This is a genomic window from Mycobacterium sp. pUA109 (assembly GCF_041287095.1).
In the GTDB taxonomy this organism is placed as follows: domain Bacteria; phylum Actinomycetota; class Actinomycetes; order Mycobacteriales; family Mycobacteriaceae; genus Mycobacterium.
This window is the reverse complement of record NZ_JBGGKS010000011.1, coordinates 128,288-145,701: the sequence shown is the minus strand read 5'-3', so window position 1 is coordinate 145,701 and position 17,414 is coordinate 128,288. Positions and strand designations below refer to the sequence as shown.

The following is a 17,414-nucleotide window of genomic DNA, read 5'->3' as shown; positions in this document are numbered from 1 at the left end:
ACCGGAACCGGGACGACGGTGACCGAGGGAAGAGGGAGACAGGCATGACGGACGCCGACACCACACAATCTGACGCCGAGACGCAGTCGCTGGAAGGGGAGTACCGCGACGGGGCCGAGGGCACCGACACGGGCTCCGATCTGGAGGAGCGGCTGGTGGCCGAGGGCGAAATCGCCGGCGACTATTTGGAGGAGCTGCTGGACCTGCTCGACTTCGACGGCGACATCGATCTCGACGTCGAGGGCGACCGGGCGGTGGTGAGCATCGACGGCGGCGCGGACCTCACCAAGTTGGTCGGCCGCAACGGTGAGGCGCTCGACGCGCTGCAGGAGCTGACGCGGCTGGCCGTGCACCAGAAGACGGGGGAGCGTAGCCGGCTGATGCTCGACATCGCGGGCTGGCGGCGCCGCCGCCGCGAAGAACTCACCGCGCTGGGCGAGAAGGTGGCCCGTCGGGTGCTGGACAGCGGCCAGGACGAGCAGCTGGCGCCGATGACGCCCTTCGAGCGCAAGATCGTTCACGATGCGGTCGCGGCGGTGGCTGGGGTGCACAGCGAGAGCGAGGGCGTGGAGCCGTCCCGCCGGGTCGTCGTCCTGCCCGACTAAGAGTTACATCGATGTAGTTCGGCCGCACAGCCGTCCCCGGAAGACCGGAGGAATGTTTCACGTGAAACAGGTCGTTGTGGCTGAACCGCCTGCCGCCGCCCGAGACGTGTTCGGGCCGCGACTGGAACTCGCCCAGCGCTACGCCGAGGTCCTCGCGGGGGCGGGGGTGGAGCGGGGCCTGCTCGGCCCGCGGGAAGTCGACCGGCTGTGGGAGCGACACCTCCTCAATTGTGCGGCCGTCGGCGAACTGCTCGAGGCGGGGGAGCGGGTGGTCGACATCGGCAGCGGGGCCGGGTTGCCCGGGCTGGTGTTGGCGATCGCCCGGCCGGACCTGACCGTCAGCCTCGTCGAACCCCTGTTGCGCCGGAGCGAGTTTCTGCACGAGGCGGTCGCGGAGTTGGGTGTGGATGTGGACGTGGTGCGGGGTCGCGCCGAGGAGTCGCCGGTGCGTCGCCGGATCGGAGAAGTCGACGCCGTGGTGTCACGGGCGGTCGCCGGGTTGGACAAGCTCACCAAGTGGAGCCTGCCGCTGCTGCGCCGGGACGGAAGGATGCTGGCGATCAAGGGGGAGCGGGCCGCCGAGGAAGTCCGGGAACACCGGCGTGTGATGACCGCACTGGGTGCGGACAATGTCAGGGTGGTGAGATGTGGCGTGAACTATTTGACTCCGCCCGCAACCGTGGTGTCAGCGCGGCGCGGGGAGCGAACGGCGGCGCGACGCGCGCCTACAGCGAGGAGGAACGCATGAGTGCGCCACGTGGCCCGGCGGCCCCGGTACCCGGGGCGGCGCCGGTGACACCGCGACCGGTCCAACAGCCGCCGGAGGTGCGGCCGGTGCCCAACACCGATGTTTCACGTGAAACGACGAACGAGTACGACACCCCGATCGGGGCGGCGGCGGAGCGCGCCATGCAGGTGCTGCACACCGCCCACGACCGCCTGCCGCGGCCGCGACACCGCCGGGTGTTCACCGTCGCGAATCAGAAGGGCGGGGTCGGCAAGACGACGACGGCCGTCAACCTCGCGGCCGCGCTCGCCGTCCAGGGGCTCAAGACATTGGTCGTCGACCTGGACCCGCAGGGCAATGCCAGCACCGCGCTGGGAATCGCCGAGCGCCAGTCCGGCACCCCGTCCTCGTATGAGGCGCTGCTCGGCGAGATCTCGCTACAGCAGGCGATCCGGCGCAGCCCGCACAGCGACCGGTTGTTCTGTGTGCCGTCCACCATCGACCTGGCCGGCGCCGAGATCGAGTTGGTCAGCATGGTGGCCCGGGAGAACCGGCTGCGCAATGCGCTCGCCCAGCTCGACGAGTTCGACTTCGATTACGTGTTCGTCGACTGCCCGCCCTCGCTGGGCTTGCTGACCATCAACGCGCTCGTCGCCGCGCCGGAGGTGCTGATCCCGATCCAGTGCGAGTACTACGCCCTGGAGGGCGTGTCGCAGCTGATGCGCAATATCGAGATGGTGAAAGCTCATCTCAACCCGCAGCTCGAGGTGACGACGGTGGTGCTGACGATGTATGACGGTCGGACCAAGCTGGCCGATCAGGTGGCCGAGGAGGTGCGCCGGTACTTCGGCGACAAGGTGCTGCGGACGGTGATCCCACGCAGCGTCAAGGTCTCCGAGGCGCCCGGCTACAGCATGACGATCATCGACTACGACCCCGGTTCGCGCGGCGCGATGAGCTATCTGGACGCCAGCCGCGAACTCGCCGGGCGGGACCATCCGCCGACGGGGCAGCGCTGATGTCGGCGACAATGACGATGGCGTGGCGGCACCCCCAGCCGCGCGGTGACGACGGGGACGGAGCGATGAGGAGGAACGGCGGCGATGACTCAACCATCGCGTAGGAAGGGCGGCCTGGGCCGCGGCTTGGCGTCACTGATTCCCACCGGCCCGGCCGACGGTGAGTCGGGGCCCTCGCCGCTGGGGCCGCGGATGGGTGCTGCGGCCGCCGACGTGGTGTTGGGCGGCCCGGCGCTGCCGGACACCGCCGGGCCCGGTGCCGTCTACCGCGAGATCGACCCGGCGTTGATCCAACCGAACCCGCGCCAACCGCGTCAGGTGTTTGATGAGGAGGCGTTGGCCGAGCTCGTGCACTCGATCCGCGAGTTCGGGTTGATGCAGCCGATCGTGGTCCGCGCGCTGGACGTCACCGAGGACCAGGGCCCCCGCTACCAACTGGTGATGGGGGAGCGGCGGCTGCGTGCCGCCCAGCAGGCCGGCCTGGACACCATCCCGGCCATCGTGCGGCAGACCGACGAAGAGAATCTGCTGCGCGATGCGCTACTGGAAAACATCCACCGGGTGCAACTGAACCCGCTGGAAGAGGCGGCGGCCTACCAACAGCTACTCGATGAGTTCGGCGTCACCCACGAGGAACTGGCGGCCCGCATCGGGCGGTCGCGCCCGTTGATTACCAACATGATTCGGCTGCTGCGGCTGCCGATCGCGGTGCAACGGCGCGTCGCGGCGGGGGTGCTGTCCGCCGGGCACGCCCGGGCCTTGCTGTCCCTGGAGGCCGGCCCCGAGGCGCAGGAGGAATTGGCGGCCCGCATCGTCGCCGAGGGCCTGTCGGTGCGAGCCACCGAAGAAGCGGTCACGTTGGCCAATCACGGCGGCACCACCACGCCGGCCCCGCCGCGACGCAAACCCATCCAGATGCCCGGGCTGCAGGACGTCGCCGAACGGCTGTCGACGGCGTTCGACACCCGGGTCACGGTCAGCCTCGGCAAACGCAAGGGCAAGATCGTCGTCGAGTTCGGATCGGTCGATGACCTGCAGCGCATTGTGGACCTGATGAGCAGCTCCGAGGGCTGACCGGACATACCACCCGATTCCGTCACTGTGACACCGCGGTCGCCGACGCCCCGGGCTCGGCTCGGCCGCTGTGGGAAACCGACTGTGCACCAGGGCAATTGGTACCGAAAGTGACGCCCGAGGGGTGGTCGCAGTGACCCTAGCCCGCCGGAGCGCGACTCCCTATCCTAGAAGCATCGTGATGCGTTTATTTATCGGTCGACGAGGTGGCCCAGGGCGGGCACCGCGGTGCCGCCCGGGCCGATCCTGGCAACCGGATGTGGCGTCGCACGGGAGACCAGGGATCTAGTGTCTGCTCGAATTACACCGCTGGCACTCGACGCCTTCGATCAGTTGCCCAAGCATGCCCGCCGTTGCATCTTCTGGGAGGTCGATCCGGCGACGCTGCGCACCGACGACCATCTCACCGACCCGGAGTTCGAAAAAGAAGCCTGGTTGTCGATGGTCATGCTGGAGTGGGGTTCGTGTGGGCAGATCGCGACCGCGCCCCCGCCGGAGCCGGCTTGCCTGGGCTACATCCTGTACGCGCCGCCGCGGGCGGTGCCGCGGGCCCAGCACTTTCCCACTGCGCCGGTGTCGGCGGACGCGGTGCTGCTGACGTCGATGGGGGTGGAGCCCGGGCATGCCGCCGAGGGCCTGCAACACGACCTGGTCGCCCGGGTGGTCGACGAACTGGTCCGTCGCGGCGTGCGCGCGCTGGAGGCGTTCGGCCGCACGCCGGCCACCGCTGAGTTGCAGGAGGCGCCCGCGGTGGACGACGACGTGCAGCGGGTGCTGAGCGCTCCGGGGGACTGCTCGGTCGAGCACTGCGTGATCGACGCCGACTTCCTCCAGGACGTGGGTTTCACCGTGGTCGCCCCGCACCGCTACTTTCCCCGGCTGCGGCTGGAGCTGGATAAGGGCTTGGGCTGGAAGGCAGAGGTGGAAGCGGCCCTCGAACGGCTGTTGGAGAACGCGCAGTTGCAGCAGCCGGTGGGGGCCGGCGCGGCGGCTACCGGCCGGTGACCCGGCTGGCCTGTTCGACGGCCAACTCGTGCGCCAGCAGTTCGGCGAAGGTGAAGGTGCCGGTGGGGCGGTCGTTCTTGCCCAACAGGTACAGGCGTTTGACCGCCGCCAAGATGCCTTCGGCGATCGCGTCCCGGGTTCCGGTGGTGACCAGCATCGCCCGGTCACGCGGGTTGGTCATGTAGCCGACGTCGACCTGAACGGTGGGCATCCGGGTCAGCCGGAGCAGGTCCCACGTCCGGCCGTGCGCCCGGCAATCCTGTAAACCGGTGCGCGCCACCACTTCTCGTTGAATGAAGTCCGCCAGGTTACGACCGATGGTGGACACCGAGCCGTGTGAGTTGCCGAAGTGGAACGACGCCACACCGTTGGCCGCCGGGCTGGGGTGCGCCGCGCATCGCAGGCTGATCATCAGATCGGCACCGACCGCATTGGCGGTGTTGGCCCGGTCGGTGTCCGACGGACTGTGGCTGGGCGGCCGGGACAGGAATGTTTCCATGCCGATCGCCGTCATCCGGCCCTCGAGTCGACTCGCCAAGTCCCACAGCACATCTGCCTCGCTGATCGGGCCCTCCGGGCCGCGCATGATGGGGCCGTGGTCCGAGCCGCCGCGGCCCGGGTCGATGATGATGCGTTTGCCCGAGAGTTTCGGCCCGGATCGGCGCACCAGCTCTTCCTCGCGGATCGCGTGCGGCGAACCGCCCGTCACCCGTGACGACAGGAAGTACAAGGAGCGCAACGTTTCTGGGCCGCAGATACCGTCGGCGGAAAGCCCGTACTCGCGCTGGTAGGACATCAGCGCGTTGTGCGTCTGCAGACCGAAGTACCCGTCGACCAGGCCGGTGTAGAAACCGAGGTCCTGCAACCGCGCCTGCAGGGTGGCGACATCGTCGCCGTACATCGGGGCGCCGAATTGGTGATGCAGCGTGCGGGCGCCGAGCCGGTAGGAGGCTTCTTTGAGCGCCCGATAGGTGGCCGCGCCGACGATTCCGTCCACCAGCAGCCCGCGCTGCTGCTGAAACGCGCGCACCGCCTGATCGAGTTCGGCGTCGAAGACGTCGGGCAGCACATGCTTGCCCGTGGTCAGGTCGGCGTCCGGGCTGTCCACCAGTCCCAGTGCGGCCAGCGCGGCGCGGATCTCGATGACCGCGCTGCTGCGGTCCCCGCGACGCAGCGGGTCGCCTGCGCCCCGACGCAGACTCGATGACATAGCTCAGACCCTCCGGTCACCGTTATTAGCAGCACTGAGCCGGGCTAACAGCGCTGACGAGTACAAGGCAGACTCGTCAGCATTGTCGCAGATACCCGCCGATTTTCGGAAAACACCAGCCGAACAGTGACCAGATCGGTGTGTTCGGGCCGACTCCTCAGACGAGGTCAGCGAGCTCGCGCAGCAGGGCGGCCTTGCCCTTGGCGCCGACGATCCGTTTGACCGGCTGACCGTCCTTGAACAAGATCAGCGTGGGAATGGAGACGACCTGGAAATCGCGGGCGGCTTCCGGGTTGGCGTCGACGTCCAGCTTGGCGACGGTGAGTGCGCCGGCCTTCTCGGCCGCGATCTCTTCGAGCACCGGGGCCACCATCTTGCACGGGCCGCACCAGGTTGCCCAAAAGTCCACGAGCACAGGCGTATTGCTGGACAGCACCGCCGAGGCGAAGGAAGCGTCGGAGACGGTCACGGTGGCGCCGCTGTTCTCGGTGTTGGTCATCGGGATGCTCCCATCAAAGCGTCGGTTTCCCTGGTGTCTTCGGATTCCGCCAGCCAGCGTTCGGCGTCGATGGCCGCGGCGCAGCCGGTTCCGGCGGCGGTGATTGCTTGTCGGTAGGTGCGGTCCACGAGGTCGCCGGCCGCGAAGACGCCCTGCAGTGAGGTGTGGGTGGTGGGTTGGCGGACTAGGACGTATCCGTCGGGGTCGACGTCGAGGGTGTCGCGGACCAGCTGTGAGCGGGGGTCGTGGCCGATCGCGACGAAGACGCCGGTCACCGCCAGGGTGGTTTGCGCGCCGGTGGCGGTGTCGCGCAACTGTAATCCGGTCACCGTGGTGTCACCCTGGACCGCGGCGACGGTGTGGTTGGTCAGGAAGCGGATCTTGTTGTTGCTGCGGGCGCGGTCGAGCATGATGCGCGATGCGCGGAACTCGTCGCGGCGATGCACGATGGTCACGCTGCGGGCGAAGCGGGTCAAAAAGGTGGCCTCTTCCATCGCCGAGTCGCCGCCGCCGATCACCGCGATGTCTTGGTCTTTGAAGAAGAATCCGTCACAGGTGGCGCACGAACTGACGCCGCGCCCGAGCAGTTCCTGTTCACCGGGCACGTGCAGGTAGCGCGCGGCCGCGCCCATCGCCAAGATGACCGCCCGCGCCCGATAGGTTTCCCCGTCGGCGGTGGTCACCGATTTGACCGGGCCGCCCAGATCGACGGATTCGACGTCTTCCATTCGCAGGTCGGCGCCGAAGCGTTGGGCCTGTTCGCGCATCTCATCCATCAACGCCGGGCCCTGGATGCCCTCGCGGAATCCGGGGAAGTTCTCCACCTCGGTGGTGGTCATCAACGCCCCACCGAAGGAGGTGCCTTCGAACACCACCGGCGCCAACTGCGCCCGCGCGGCGTAGATCGCCGCGGTGTACCCAGCGGGCCCAGAACCGATGACGATGACGTTATGGACAGGGGATGTGCCGGTCATAAGAACCTTTCCGCTGGGCAAGCTACAGCGTCTACCAACGCCAGGGTAGGCCGCGCTGTTCCCCGAGCACGTTACCGGCGGGTGACGGTGGTATCGGCCAGCAGCCCGGTATCCACCGCGCTGCAGTTGGTGGCCACCGCCAATGCGATGACGGTGTCAGCCTTGTCACCGGGCACGACCAGCAGCTCCGCCGGTTTGCCGTCGAGCTGGATCGGGCGCGCACCCAGTATCCGGGTGGAGGCCGGGTAATCCAGGCCACGCAGGCACGACGCCAGCCGTTGCGGGTTGCTCAGCTGCCCGTAGTCGGGGTCGCGGGTCAGCAGGGCGAGAATCTCCACATCGGACAGCGGGATGACCGGGGTCACGGTGATCTGATGCAGGGTCTGCTGGGCGGGGGGCGTCGGGGCGGGGACACGGACCAACGCGGCGGTGCCGATCCCGACGGCGGTCAAGGTGGCCGCCAGCCCGGCGACCGCCGCCACCAGCGCGGGCCGGGTGCGTGGCCGAATCGAGTGGGCCGGCCGGCTGCGGCCGGGCGACTCCGCCGGAGCCGGCGGGCCGGCGTCGGCCGGCGTCGGGTCCTCGGGGTCGTCTTTGACGGCATTCATCCCGATCAGTGTCCGCCATGCCCAGTTGGCCCGTGATGCACAGGTCCCGGTCGCGTCGACGCCAACAGCGGGGCCAGCCGCGCGCGGGCCCGGGCACAGCGGCTTTTGACGGTGCCTTCGGCCACCCCCAGGACGCGGGCCGCGTCGGCGATCGAGTACCCGTGCATATCGACGGCGACGACGGCGGCCCGCTGCTCGACCGGCAGGCGCAGCAATGCGCGCTGCACCACCACCGCGGTCTCCACCTGGGCGGTGCGGTCGGCGACCGCGGGACTGCAGTCATCCAAGACGGCGGTGGGATGCGCCTTGGCGCGCCGGCGCCGGTCCAGGCAGGCGTTCACCACGATGCGGTGCAGCCAGCTGCCGACCGCGGCGTCGTGGCGAAATGCGCCGGCACCGCGATGCACCGACAGCATCGCGTCCTGCACGGCGTCCGCCGCGTCCTCGGGGCTGCAGCTGGTCAGCCGCGCCAGCCGGTGCAGCCGCCGCCGGTGCCGGTTGAAGAGTTCTTCGAAGGCGTAGCGGTCCCCGGCGACATGAGCGGCCAGCAGCTCCCCGTCGCTGCGCTCGGGTCCTCGGCACTCCATGGCCGGACCCTAGCCACCCGGGGCCAAGCCGGCACTTCACCCGCGGTGGGGTTGCCTGGCGGCCGCTGAGATTGCCGTGGGGGCTGCGAATCCGGCGGCGGACGCAACGACCGTGTGCGCAATCTCGGCGACGCGCAACCGCTAGGTGGTGCCCTGGATGGTGATCTCGGAGATCTCGGTGCGGCTTTCGCCGTTGGTGGTGCCCAGCGTGGAGATCCACACCAGCAGCGTGGACGTCGACGACGTGGCGTTGACCTCGATTTTGTTGGGGCCCGGCCGCAGCGACTGCGGCGTCGACGTCAGCTTCGATTTGTCGTCCATCTTGGTCGAGGTGAACAGTTCGACCTTGGTGCCGGTGCTGGGCACGTTGATGGTGACGGACTTGACGTCGGTGGGTTTCGGCAACTGCAGCAGCAGCCCGACACCCTTCTTGAAGCTCGGGAACGGGACCGGGTCATGGTAGGTGTCGGTGGGCCAGGCGGTGGCGGGGTTGCCGTCGATCGCCTTGTCGGCCTGCCCGGGGTTGTCGGCGTCGGGTCCTTCCGGAACCACGGTCGCCCGCACCGGTTTGACGGTGCTGCCCGGCCCGGCGGCACTGGTCGGTTCGGCCGACTCCGATGACTCGGCGGCCGACGGGCTGTTGAGCCCCAGCTGGTCCTTGCGGAAGCCGCCGACGTCGCCGAACATGCTGTTGAGCACCGACGCCAGCACCACCAGGGCCACCACCAGGATGACCGCACCCACCCCGATCCCGATCATCAGGCCGCGGCGGCGGCGTTCCCGGGCCGCGTCATCGAGCGGGGCGCCGGCGCGGCGCTGGTCCGGCGGGGGCTCGGACTCGTCGATCGGGGTCAACAGGTCGGTGCGGTCGGCCACCGCGGTCGCCTGCTCCAGCAGGTTCAACAGTGTCGACGCGCTGCGGATCCCGCCGTCGGATTGCACGGCGTGCGACGCCGCCGCCGAGATCTGGAACGGGATGTCGGGGTCGACGTTGCGGGGCTCGCGGGGATTTCCGCTGTTGTCCCGCTCCGCGGGGGCCAGCCCGCTGGGCGCCCCGGACTCCGGCAACGGCCACCGGTTGACCAGCAGCGCGTACAGGGCGGCGCCGATGCCGCGGATATCGTCTTCGGGCTGGGCCTCGGGCATGGTCGCCGGGAACGCCAACGCGACGTCGCCTTCGATGCTGACCCGCACCCGGCTGGGGTGGTCGATCGACAGGGCCACGCCGGCGTGGTGGGCGGCCTCGGCGGCGGCGGCCAGCGACTGGACGGCGCGGGCGGCACCCACCGGGGAGGGCGCGGTGTCGGCCACCTCCCGCAGCGATCCGCCCCGGATAAACTCGGCGACCACCAGGCCACCGGACCGGGTGTGCACGACGTCGAGGACGCGGGCGATGCCCGGCATCTCGATCCGGCTCAGCCGCAGGGTGCGGGACAGGATCTCGTGCACTTCGTCGGCGTGCAGCAGCCGATCCGGGTCGACGAAGGTCAGCGCCACCTGCCGGTCCAAGGCGGTGTCCAGCGCCTGCCAGAACTGCAGCACCGGGGTGGTGCCGTGCAGCACCAGCAGCCGGTACCGGCCGCCGGCGATACTGGCGCCGGGGACCAGTTGCATATCGTCGGCCGAGGCCGAGGAGTCCAGCGCCGATTCGTGCGGTGCGTCGAACGCGATCGGCTCCCGGGTGGGATCGCCGGCGAAATCGCTGTTCGGCCGGGTCGGCGCCACCGACGGGGCCACGGTGCCGATCTGCACGTCGGCCCCTACATCGGGCTGGAAGTCGTCCGCGGCCTGCCCCTGCGCCCGGTCGGAAACCTCGGGCGCAGGTGTGGCCGAGGTGCTGTCCGAGTGGTTATCGGCCACCTCCGACCCCTTCCGTATCCCGCCGCCGGCGATGGGCGCCGGAGGTTCCCGTCGGACGGGTTGCTCGACCCGGTACCCCCCCGGCGTGAACGAATTCCTCCGCTCAGAGTACGTGACCTGGGGACGGTGGGGCGGCTGGTCGCGGGCAACGACCTGTCCGGGCGGGGGCAGGATTAGTTGGCTGCCCCCGAATCGGCGCCGGATTGCAGCGTGCGCGGCCCGCGCCTCGGGCACCTCGGCGCGCAGCAGCGTGGCCGTCACGATCGGGACCATGATCACCGCCAGCACCGCCAGCCGCAGCAGTGAACCCAGACCGCCGTGGTCGGTCAGCGCCGCCAATCCCAGCAGCCGATCCGACACGTAGGCGACCAGCCCGGCCAGCAGCGATGCCGCGACGGTGACCAGAATGGTGCGCACCACCGTGAGGTCGACCAGCTGACCCCCGGCCGGGCGCAGGGTGCGTCGCAGCAGGTAGTAGCCAACGACGGCGCCGGCCAAGAATCCGAGGCCGTTGGCCAAGCCCAGGTATCCGGCCACCAGGTCCGGGTGGGCGGTTACGTGCGGCGCGATCAGCGACGCGATGATCTTGACGGTGGTGATGACGACGACGATGGTGATCGGCGTCCAGGGCTGCTGGCGGGCGTAGAAGACCCGCAGCTGCAGCAGCACCAGCGCGTACGGGATCAGCGTGAACGCCGACAGTGAGATCGCGGCGCCCAGGTAACCGGCGTCGACGTCGCCGAAGTTGCCGTAAGCGAACAGTGCGCTGCCCAACGCGGGGCCGCCGACGGTCATCAACGCCACCGCCGGAATCAACGTGATCATGGTCAGCCGGGTGGCCAGCGACAGGTCGCCGAGCACGGCGGGGGTGTCGTTGGCGGCGGCGTTCCGGCTCAGCCGCGGCATCACCACGGTCAGCACCGTCACCCCGACCAACCCGAACGGCAGCATCAACACCAACCAGGTGTAGCTGTAGATGGCCGGCCCGGAAGCCGCTGCGGTGGCGGCGATCTGGTTGGTGACCACCAGGCCGACCTGGCTGATCAGGACGTAGAGCACCATCGCGGCGGCCATCGCACCGAACTGTTTGAGGCGCGCGTCGATCCCCCACAGCGGCCGCAGGCTGATGTGCTGACGGGCGATCGCCGTCAGCAGCACCGCCATCTGGGCGACCACCCCCAGCGTGGTGCCGATGCCCAGCACCAGCAGCTTGGCGTTGCCCATCCGCACCGGATCCACCGAGAGTTCGCCCGGCACCGCCAGATACAGCACCAGCGTGCTGATTGCGACCACGTTGTTGATCACCGGGGCCCACGCCGGCGGCCCGAATACGTTGCGGTTGTTGAGGATCGCCATGAACACCGAGGACAAGCCGTAGAACACCACCTGCGGCAACAGCAGGTAGGCCAGCGCGACGGTCAACGGCTCGTTGACCTGCGGGTCGCGGCCCAGCATCAGCCGGACCAGCAGCGGCGCCGCGGTCACCGACAGCAGCGTGACCACCAGCAGCATGGTCGCGGCCAGTGTGACCAGCCGCCGGACGAAGGCCGCCCCCCGGTCGGCGTCGTCGCGTTCGGCGCGGGCCAGCACCGGGATGAAGATCGCGGTGAAGGTTTCCTCCAACACCAGCGCCGAGATCAGGTTCGGTAACTGGTTGGCCACCGAGAAGGCACTGGACAGCGCCGCGCCCAGGATCGCGGCCAGCAGCACGATCCGGATGAAGCCGGTGATCCGGCTGACCAGGGTCGCCAGCGCCATGCCCCAGGACCGCGACACCACCGCCGCGTCGGACAGTTCCGCGCGCCGCGGCGCCGGGAGCCGCTGATTCGGGGCGCTCATGCCGGCGGCTCTTCGTCGGTGGCGCGGTGGCGTCCCGGGTGTACCGCCTGCTCCGGATCGGGGCGGTCCAGGTCGGCGGGGTCGGGTTGCCCGCGGAAGCGGTGCCACAGCCGCCGGCCGGCCAGCGTGACCAACACCGCCGCGGCGGTCAGCGTCAGCGCGAACAGCACCTTGCCGTAGGCGTTGGCGTGCACCGAGAGCCGGGCCGGTTCACCCAGCGGCAGCCCGTCGGGGGTGCGCAACGCCACGTCCACGGCGACGCGCTGGTTAAACCGCACCTCGATTGGGACCCGCAGCGGTAGGTAGCCCGGGGGCAACTCGATCTCGCCGACGTCGGAGACCGTCATCCCCGGCGGGGCGTCGACCTGCAGGCGCACCCGGACCGGCACCGCCAGGTCGTTGCGCAGCGCCAGCGGCAGCGGACTGTGTTCGGTGGCCAGCGTGTAGGAGCCCCCGGGGTTGACGATCGTCACCCCGGCGAACAGGTCGTCGATGGCGGCGCCGACGGTGCCGAGCCGATGGTGGGCCAGCCCGTTGCGGCTATCCGGCGGCTCGGCCTGGGACAGCGCCCGCAGCATGTCTTCGCGCAGCGGCGCGGTGTAGGCCACCCCGGACAGCCCGGTGCGCACGTCGGTGGTCAGCGCGGAGGTCAGCCCCCACAGCCGGGTCACCTGGGTGTTGATCTCCGCGACGACGCTGTCGTCGAAGTCGCCGCGGGCGACGACGCCGTCGGTGCTGCGGGGCTGCGGCGCGCCGACGGCGGTCTGCGCATCGGTGATCGTCACCGTCAGCGGCCGCGGCACGGCCAGCCCGGCGCGGATGGTGGTGGCCAGCGTGGTCAGGATGGCCTGCGCGTCGTCGGGCTGCGGCGCCCAGGAGGTCGGCGGCATCAGCACCTCCACCCGCGGCCCGGCGCCGGGTTCGAGCGCGCGCCACAGCATGGAGCCCAGCGCGTCCTGGCGCCGCGCGACCGCCGAGGCGTGGCGCAGCCGGACGTTGAGCGACGCGTCCAGGTAGGTCGGGGCCACCGGTTCGGCGCCGGCGGCGGCCAGCGCCGCGCCGACGGCCGGGTCAAACGGTGCGGCGATGACCTGCGGTGACATCCGCCGCGGCTTGACGTCGGTCGTGGTCAGGGCGCCGGTCGCGGTGTCCTGGGCGGCGCAGTCGCCGGCGGTGACCGCCACCGTGTTGCCCTGGCCGCTGAGCAGGTCGACCACCCCGCCGGTCAACGGTCCGTCGCCGAGCAGGGTCACGCCGCGGGTGGAGGTCACCCCGAGAATCTGATCGACGACGTCGGCGGGGCTGGTGACCGCGATCGCGTTGAGGCCCGGGTCGCCGACCCGCTGCAGTGCGCCGAGATCGGCCTGGGCATACGGGGACGCCGCCACGCACATCCGGTGTGCCAGGGACCGCAACCGGTCCAGCCAGGCGCCCGCCGCGGCCTGCCCGGCGCCCGGGCGGGTGGCGCCGTCGGAGGAGTCGGCGACCACGTAGCCACTGGTCATCGCGTTGACCGTGACCAGCAGGTCCGGGTCGACGGCCAGGCACAGCGAGCGGCCCACGGCCCCGTCGGGGTCCACGGCGGGGCTGGTGGCGAACTCGGGCGCCGAGAGCAGGGTGTCCAGCCGGCCCCCGGCGGCCAGCGATTTCGCCAGCTCGTCGTCGCTCAGCCGAACCGGCCGGCTGCCGCCCGGCGCACCGGGCGCCAGCCGGGGCCGGTCGGCCAGCGGCCACAGCATGGTCAGCTGCAGCGGTTTGGAGGTGTCGGGCGCAACCACCCCGGTCAGCGGGTCGGCGGCCGGCTCGTCCGGGTTCGCGGGGACCCCCAGCACCGGCAGCAGGAACCGGGCGTCGTCGAGCCGGGCGGGTTCACCGTAGTCGGGGGTGCCGTTGACGTTGACCAGCACGGGGTACACCCCGGGCCGGTCAATCTCCAGCGACGGCTGGTCCACCGCACGCACCGGGGCGGACAGCGTGAAACCGATCTCCTGTCCGCGCTGCAGTTCCTCGGAGATCGTCACGAAGGTGTCCACCGGACGGAACTGATCGTTGGCGCCGTCGAGGTTGGTGCGCAACCCGGCCGAGGAGGCGACGGCCGCGGCGTGCTCGAGGCGCACCATCACATCCCGGACCGGGCGGTCGCCGACGTTGGCCACCGTCCCGATGACGGTGACCACCGGCTCGCTGGTGGTGGTCACCACCGTCGGGGTCACCTTGTCGATCCGCACTTGGACAAACGGCGCCGTCCCGGGCTCGCCGGCCCCGGCGCGGGGGAGCGCGCCGGGCAGGGCCAGCAGCGCCGCTAGGCCGACCACGATGCCAACCACCGCGGCCAGGCACCTGGTTCTGCCCGCGCTGTGCACCGTCGTCGACTGGGTGGAAGCGCCGCCCCTGCTCATCGCTGCGCTGTGCATCGACATCGGCGCGTCACGGCACCGGCCCGCGACCGTTCCTCCGGCCCGGTGTTGGCTCGTCGACACGGTGGTTGCGGGTGTGCGAATGCGTCTGGGGTCGACGCCGCGGCGCGCTCGCGGGCAGCGGCGGTAACGCGGCCGGACCGCCGGTTTGCAGTTTGTCGATCAATTCGTCGGCCACCTGCGCCAGCCGCCGTTCGTCGGCGTAGGCCAGGCGGGATTCCAGTTCCCCGATCGGCACCCAGGCCACCTCGGCGACCTCCACATCGTCGTCGCACAGTTCACCGCTGGAGAAGCGCATCAAGTAGTGGTGCACGGTCTTGTGCACGCGCCGGCCGTCGGTGACGAACCAGTAGTCGATGCTGCCCAGCGCCGCCAGCACACTGCCCTGCACCCCGGTCTCCTCGGCGACCTCCCGGATCGCGGTTTGCTCGGCGGTCTCGCCGACCTCGATGTGGCCCTTCGGCAGGGACCACAGCATCCGGCCGCGGCGGTCGATGCGCCCGATCAGCGCGGCGACTTGGTCCTCGCGCGGCCCGTCGATGCCGTCGATGACCAGCCCCCCGGCGGAGGTCTCGTGCACGGTGCGCAGCCGACCGGGGCCGTGATGGGTCGAGCGGGGACGGCGCGGTTTGGGCCGACTGGTGGGGGTGGCGCCGTCGGCCGCGGTTTCGACAGTCCGGTTCTCGGCGCGGTTGGTGGCGGAGTCAGCAGCGCGCCGACCGCGGCGCCGGCCTCGGCGTCGCTTTGGTTGGGCTTTTTCGCCGTCCGACACCCATGCGATAGTAGCTGGCGCGCCTGGCCGCCTCCGGCGCACTCGCCCGTATACACCTGCCCGTGGGCAAACCGTGTCCCGCCCTTGTCCATGCGGGTGCCCGGCGTCGCGGCTTCCGCCGAGTGTGCGCGTAGGGCGGGATGTGCGCCGATTCTTCGCCCTGGACGCACATTCGGCGTGCCTCACCAGGTCGGACTAGGCTGTCCGAACGTGCCCGAAGCCCCTGACGACGCCGAGCTGCTGACCGCGGCCGCGGTCGCATTGAACCGCCACGCCGCGGTGCTGCGTGAACTCGGCGAACTGTTCGCCGCGGCCGGCCACGAACTGTTTCTGGTCGGCGGATCGGTGCGCGACGCGCTGCTGGGCCGGTTGAGCCCGGATCTGGACTTCACCACCGACGCCCGCCCCGACCGGGTGCAGCGCATCGTGCGGTCCTGGGCCGATGCGCTGTGGGACACCGGCATCGAGTTCGGCACCGTCGGCGTCGGCAAGGACGATCACCGGCTGGAGATCACCACCTTCCGTGCCGACAGCTACGACCAGGTCTCCCGCAATCCGGAAGTGCGGTTCGGGGACCGCCTCGAGGACGACCTGGTGCGCCGCGACTTCACCGCCAACGCGATGGCGGTGCGCGTCACCCCGACCGGACCGGGCGAGTTCCTCGATCCGCTGGGCGGGTTGGCGGCGCTGCGGGCCGGCGTGCTGGATACCCCGTCGGCGCCGCAGGTGTCGTTCGGCGACGACCCGCTGCGGATGCTGCGCGCCGCGCGGTTCGTCGCGCAGCTCGGCTTCACCGTCGCGCCGCGGGTGCGGGCCGCGATTGAGGAGATGGCGCCGCAGCTGGGCCGCATCACCGCCGAACGGGTGGCCGCCGAACTGGACAAGCTGATGCTCGGCGCTGACCCGGTCGCCGGGGTCGACCTGATCGTGCAGACCGGGATGGGGGAGGTGGTGCTCCCCGAGATCGGCGGCATGCAGATGGCCATCGACGAACACCACCAGCACAAGGACGTCTATCAGCATTCGCTGACCGTGCTGCGGCAGGCGATCGCGCTCGAGGACGAGGGCCCTGACCTGGTGTTGCGGTGGGCGGCGTTGCTGCACGACATCGGCAAGCCCGCCACCCGGCGCCACGAGGCCAACGGCGGGGTGAGCTTCCACCACCACGAGGTGGTCGGCGCCAAGATGACCCGCAAGCGGATGCGGGCGCTGAAGTACTCCAAACAGATGGTCGACGACGTGTCGCAGCTGGTGTACCTGCATCTGCGCTTCCACGGCTACGGCGACGGCAAGTGGACCGATTCGGCGGTGCGCCGTTACGTCACCGACGCGGGCCCGTTGCTGCCACGGCTGCACAAACTGGTCCGCGCCGACTGCACCACCCGCAACAAGCGGCGTGCCGCCCGGCTGCAGGCCAACTACGACCAGTTGGAGCAGCGGATCACCGCGCTGGCCGCGCAGGAAGATCTGCAGCGGGTGCGGCCCGACCTGGACGGCAACGCGATCATGCAGCTGCTGGGGATCCCGGCCGGGCCCCAAGTCGGCGAGGCCTGGCGCTACCTCAAGGAGCTGCGGTTGGACCGCGGCCCGCTGTCCCACGAGGAGGCCACCGCCGAACTGCTGGCGTGGTGGAAGGAACGCGGGAACCAGTAGCCACCGGTAGCCGTCTCACCGGTATGGAGTACTGCTTGGGCGACGGCGACGGTTCGGCCTCGATCTGGGACGCCGCGCCCGACCTGGATCTCGACGGGGACGGCCAGCTGGACGCGGTCGGCCTGGATTTCGACGGCGACGGGCTGCGTGATGACGCGCTGGCCGACCTGGACGGGGACGGCGTGGCCGATCACGCGGTGCTCGACCTCGACAACGACGGCACCCCGGAGGCCTACTTCACCGACGACGGGTCCGGCACCTGGGCGGTGACGATGGACCGAGGTGGCGGAGTGCGCTGGTTCGGTCTCGACGGTGTCGAACACGCCGGCGGCCCGCTGGTCGACTTCGACGGTGACGGTACCGCCGAGGATCGGTTGGTTGACTTCGACGGCGACGGGCTGGCCGACCGGGTGATGGTGGGCAGCGGCAGTGGCGGCTACCACACGGCCTACATCGACACCGACGGCGACGGGCGGTGGGACATCAAGCTCACCGACAGCGACGGCGACGGCACCGCCGACGGGGCGACAGTGTTGTGACCCGCCACCGACTCGGCCGTACAGTG

The 17,414-nt window shown here is 70.4% G+C and carries 15 protein-coding genes; 7 read left to right on the top strand and 8 right to left on the bottom strand.

The features are described from left to right. Positions 1-44 precede the first annotated feature (44 nt). The 5 genes from ACAG26_RS14670 (at position 45) to ACAG26_RS14650 (ending at position 4,430) form a co-directional block, all read left to right on the top strand. Entirely contained in the window at positions 45-605 is a 561-nt protein-coding gene (locus ACAG26_RS14670; protein ID WP_370483351.1) for a protein jag, read from the top strand. Between the two features lie 52 nt (positions 606-657). Beyond that, positions 658-1,353, top strand: coding sequence for a 16S rRNA (guanine(527)-N(7))-methyltransferase RsmG (gene rsmG / locus ACAG26_RS14665; RefSeq protein ID WP_370483349.1), 696 nt, complete (start codon positions 658-660; stop codon positions 1,351-1,353). Further along, entirely contained in the window at positions 1,350-2,351 is a 1,002-nt protein-coding gene (locus tag ACAG26_RS14660; RefSeq protein WP_370483347.1) for a ParA family protein, read from the top strand. Before rsmG ends, ACAG26_RS14660 begins: the two co-directional genes overlap by 4 nt. Positions 2,352-2,435: 84 nt before the next feature. Next, entirely contained in the window at positions 2,436-3,425 is a 990-nt protein-coding gene (locus tag ACAG26_RS14655) for a ParB/RepB/Spo0J family partition protein (protein ID WP_370483344.1), read from the top strand. Positions 3,426-3,713: 288 nt separating this feature from the next. Beyond that, positions 3,714-4,430: an acetyltransferase gene (locus tag ACAG26_RS14650; protein ID WP_370483343.1), complete on the top strand. Its 717-nt coding sequence runs from the start codon at positions 3,714-3,716 to the stop codon at positions 4,428-4,430. Here the strand turns inward: ACAG26_RS14650 and ACAG26_RS14645 are convergent. From ACAG26_RS14645 to ACAG26_RS14610, 8 genes are all read right to left on the bottom strand, one after another. Beyond that, positions 4,417-5,640: a peptidoglycan-binding protein gene (locus ACAG26_RS14645; protein WP_370483341.1), complete on the bottom strand. Its 1,224-nt coding sequence runs from the start codon at positions 5,638-5,640 to the stop codon at positions 4,417-4,419. The genes ACAG26_RS14650 and ACAG26_RS14645 overlap by 14 nt on opposite strands. Before the next feature lie 157 nt (positions 5,641-5,797). Continuing rightward, positions 5,798-6,139 (bottom strand): thioredoxin, encoded by a 342-nt coding sequence (gene trxA / locus ACAG26_RS14640; protein WP_370483339.1) that lies wholly within the window; start codon positions 6,137-6,139, stop codon positions 5,798-5,800. Beyond that, positions 6,136-7,113 (bottom strand): thioredoxin-disulfide reductase, encoded by a 978-nt coding sequence (gene trxB / locus ACAG26_RS14635; protein WP_370483337.1) that lies wholly within the window; start codon positions 7,111-7,113, stop codon positions 6,136-6,138. Before trxB ends, trxA begins: the two co-directional genes overlap by 4 nt. 71 nt (positions 7,114-7,184) lie before the next feature. Beyond that, on the bottom strand, positions 7,185-7,721 hold the full coding sequence (locus tag ACAG26_RS14630) for a hypothetical protein (RefSeq protein ID WP_370483336.1): 537 nt from the start codon (positions 7,719-7,721) through the stop codon (positions 7,185-7,187). Between the two features lie 5 nt (positions 7,722-7,726). Continuing rightward, positions 7,727-8,308 carry an RNA polymerase sigma factor SigM gene (gene sigM, locus ACAG26_RS14625; protein WP_370483334.1) on the bottom strand — a complete coding sequence of 194 codons (582 nt, stop codon included), beginning with the start codon at positions 8,306-8,308 and terminating at the stop codon, positions 7,727-7,729. A 141-nt stretch (positions 8,309-8,449) separates the two neighbouring features. Then, positions 8,450-12,007, bottom strand: a complete 3,558-nt coding sequence (murJ, locus tag ACAG26_RS14620; protein ID WP_370483333.1) for a murein biosynthesis integral membrane protein MurJ — start codon at positions 12,005-12,007, stop codon at positions 8,450-8,452. Beyond that, positions 12,004-14,406 (bottom strand): hypothetical protein, encoded by a 2,403-nt coding sequence (locus ACAG26_RS14615; RefSeq protein ID WP_370483331.1) that lies wholly within the window; start codon positions 14,404-14,406, stop codon positions 12,004-12,006. Before ACAG26_RS14615 ends, murJ begins: the two co-directional genes overlap by 4 nt. Positions 14,407-14,434: 28 nt before the next feature. Then, on the bottom strand, positions 14,435-15,196 hold the full coding sequence (locus ACAG26_RS14610) for an NUDIX hydrolase (RefSeq protein WP_370483329.1): 762 nt from the start codon (positions 15,194-15,196) through the stop codon (positions 14,435-14,437). Between the two features lie 210 nt (positions 15,197-15,406). Here ACAG26_RS14610 and ACAG26_RS14605 point away from each other — a divergent pair, with 210 nt between their 5' ends. Beyond that, complete coding sequence (locus ACAG26_RS14605; protein ID WP_370483327.1) at positions 15,407-16,849, top strand: CCA tRNA nucleotidyltransferase; 1,443 nt, start codon at positions 15,407-15,409, stop codon at positions 16,847-16,849. A gap of 23 nt (positions 16,850-16,872) precedes the next feature. Next, positions 16,873-17,388, top strand: coding sequence for a pullulanase (locus ACAG26_RS14600; RefSeq protein ID WP_370483326.1), 516 nt, complete (start codon positions 16,873-16,875; stop codon positions 17,386-17,388). The last annotated feature ends 26 nt before the right edge of the window (positions 17,389-17,414 follow it).

What these genes read in the sequence shown, in the direction of transcription:
- trxB (WP_370483337.1), bottom strand. Translation starts at nt 7,113, where the DNA reads ATGACCGGCACATCCCCTGTCCATAACGTCATCGTCATCGGTTCTGGG.
- ACAG26_RS14615 (WP_370483331.1), bottom strand. Translation starts at nt 14,406, where the DNA reads ATGAGCAGGGGCGGCGCTTCCACCCAGTCGACGACGGTGCACAGCGCG.
- rsmG (WP_370483349.1), top strand. Translation starts at nt 658, where the DNA reads ATGTTTCACGTGAAACAGGTCGTTGTGGCTGAACCGCCTGCCGCCGCC.
- ACAG26_RS14655 (WP_370483344.1), top strand. Translation starts at nt 2,436, where the DNA reads ATGACTCAACCATCGCGTAGGAAGGGCGGCCTGGGCCGCGGCTTGGCG.
- murJ (WP_370483333.1), bottom strand. Translation starts at nt 12,007, where the DNA reads ATGAGCGCCCCGAATCAGCGGCTCCCGGCGCCGCGGCGCGCGGAACTG.
- ACAG26_RS14600 (WP_370483326.1), top strand. Translation starts at nt 16,873, where the DNA reads ATGGAGTACTGCTTGGGCGACGGCGACGGTTCGGCCTCGATCTGGGAC.
- ACAG26_RS14645 (WP_370483341.1), bottom strand. Translation starts at nt 5,640, where the DNA reads ATGTCATCGAGTCTGCGTCGGGGCGCAGGCGACCCGCTGCGTCGCGGG.
- ACAG26_RS14630 (WP_370483336.1), bottom strand. Translation starts at nt 7,721, where the DNA reads ATGAATGCCGTCAAAGACGACCCCGAGGACCCGACGCCGGCCGACGCC.
- sigM (WP_370483334.1), bottom strand. Translation starts at nt 8,308, where the DNA reads ATGGAGTGCCGAGGACCCGAGCGCAGCGACGGGGAGCTGCTGGCCGCT.
- ACAG26_RS14670 (WP_370483351.1), top strand. Translation starts at nt 45, where the DNA reads ATGACGGACGCCGACACCACACAATCTGACGCCGAGACGCAGTCGCTG.
- ACAG26_RS14660 (WP_370483347.1), top strand. Translation starts at nt 1,350, where the DNA reads ATGAGTGCGCCACGTGGCCCGGCGGCCCCGGTACCCGGGGCGGCGCCG.
- trxA (WP_370483339.1), bottom strand. Translation starts at nt 6,139, where the DNA reads ATGACCAACACCGAGAACAGCGGCGCCACCGTGACCGTCTCCGACGCT.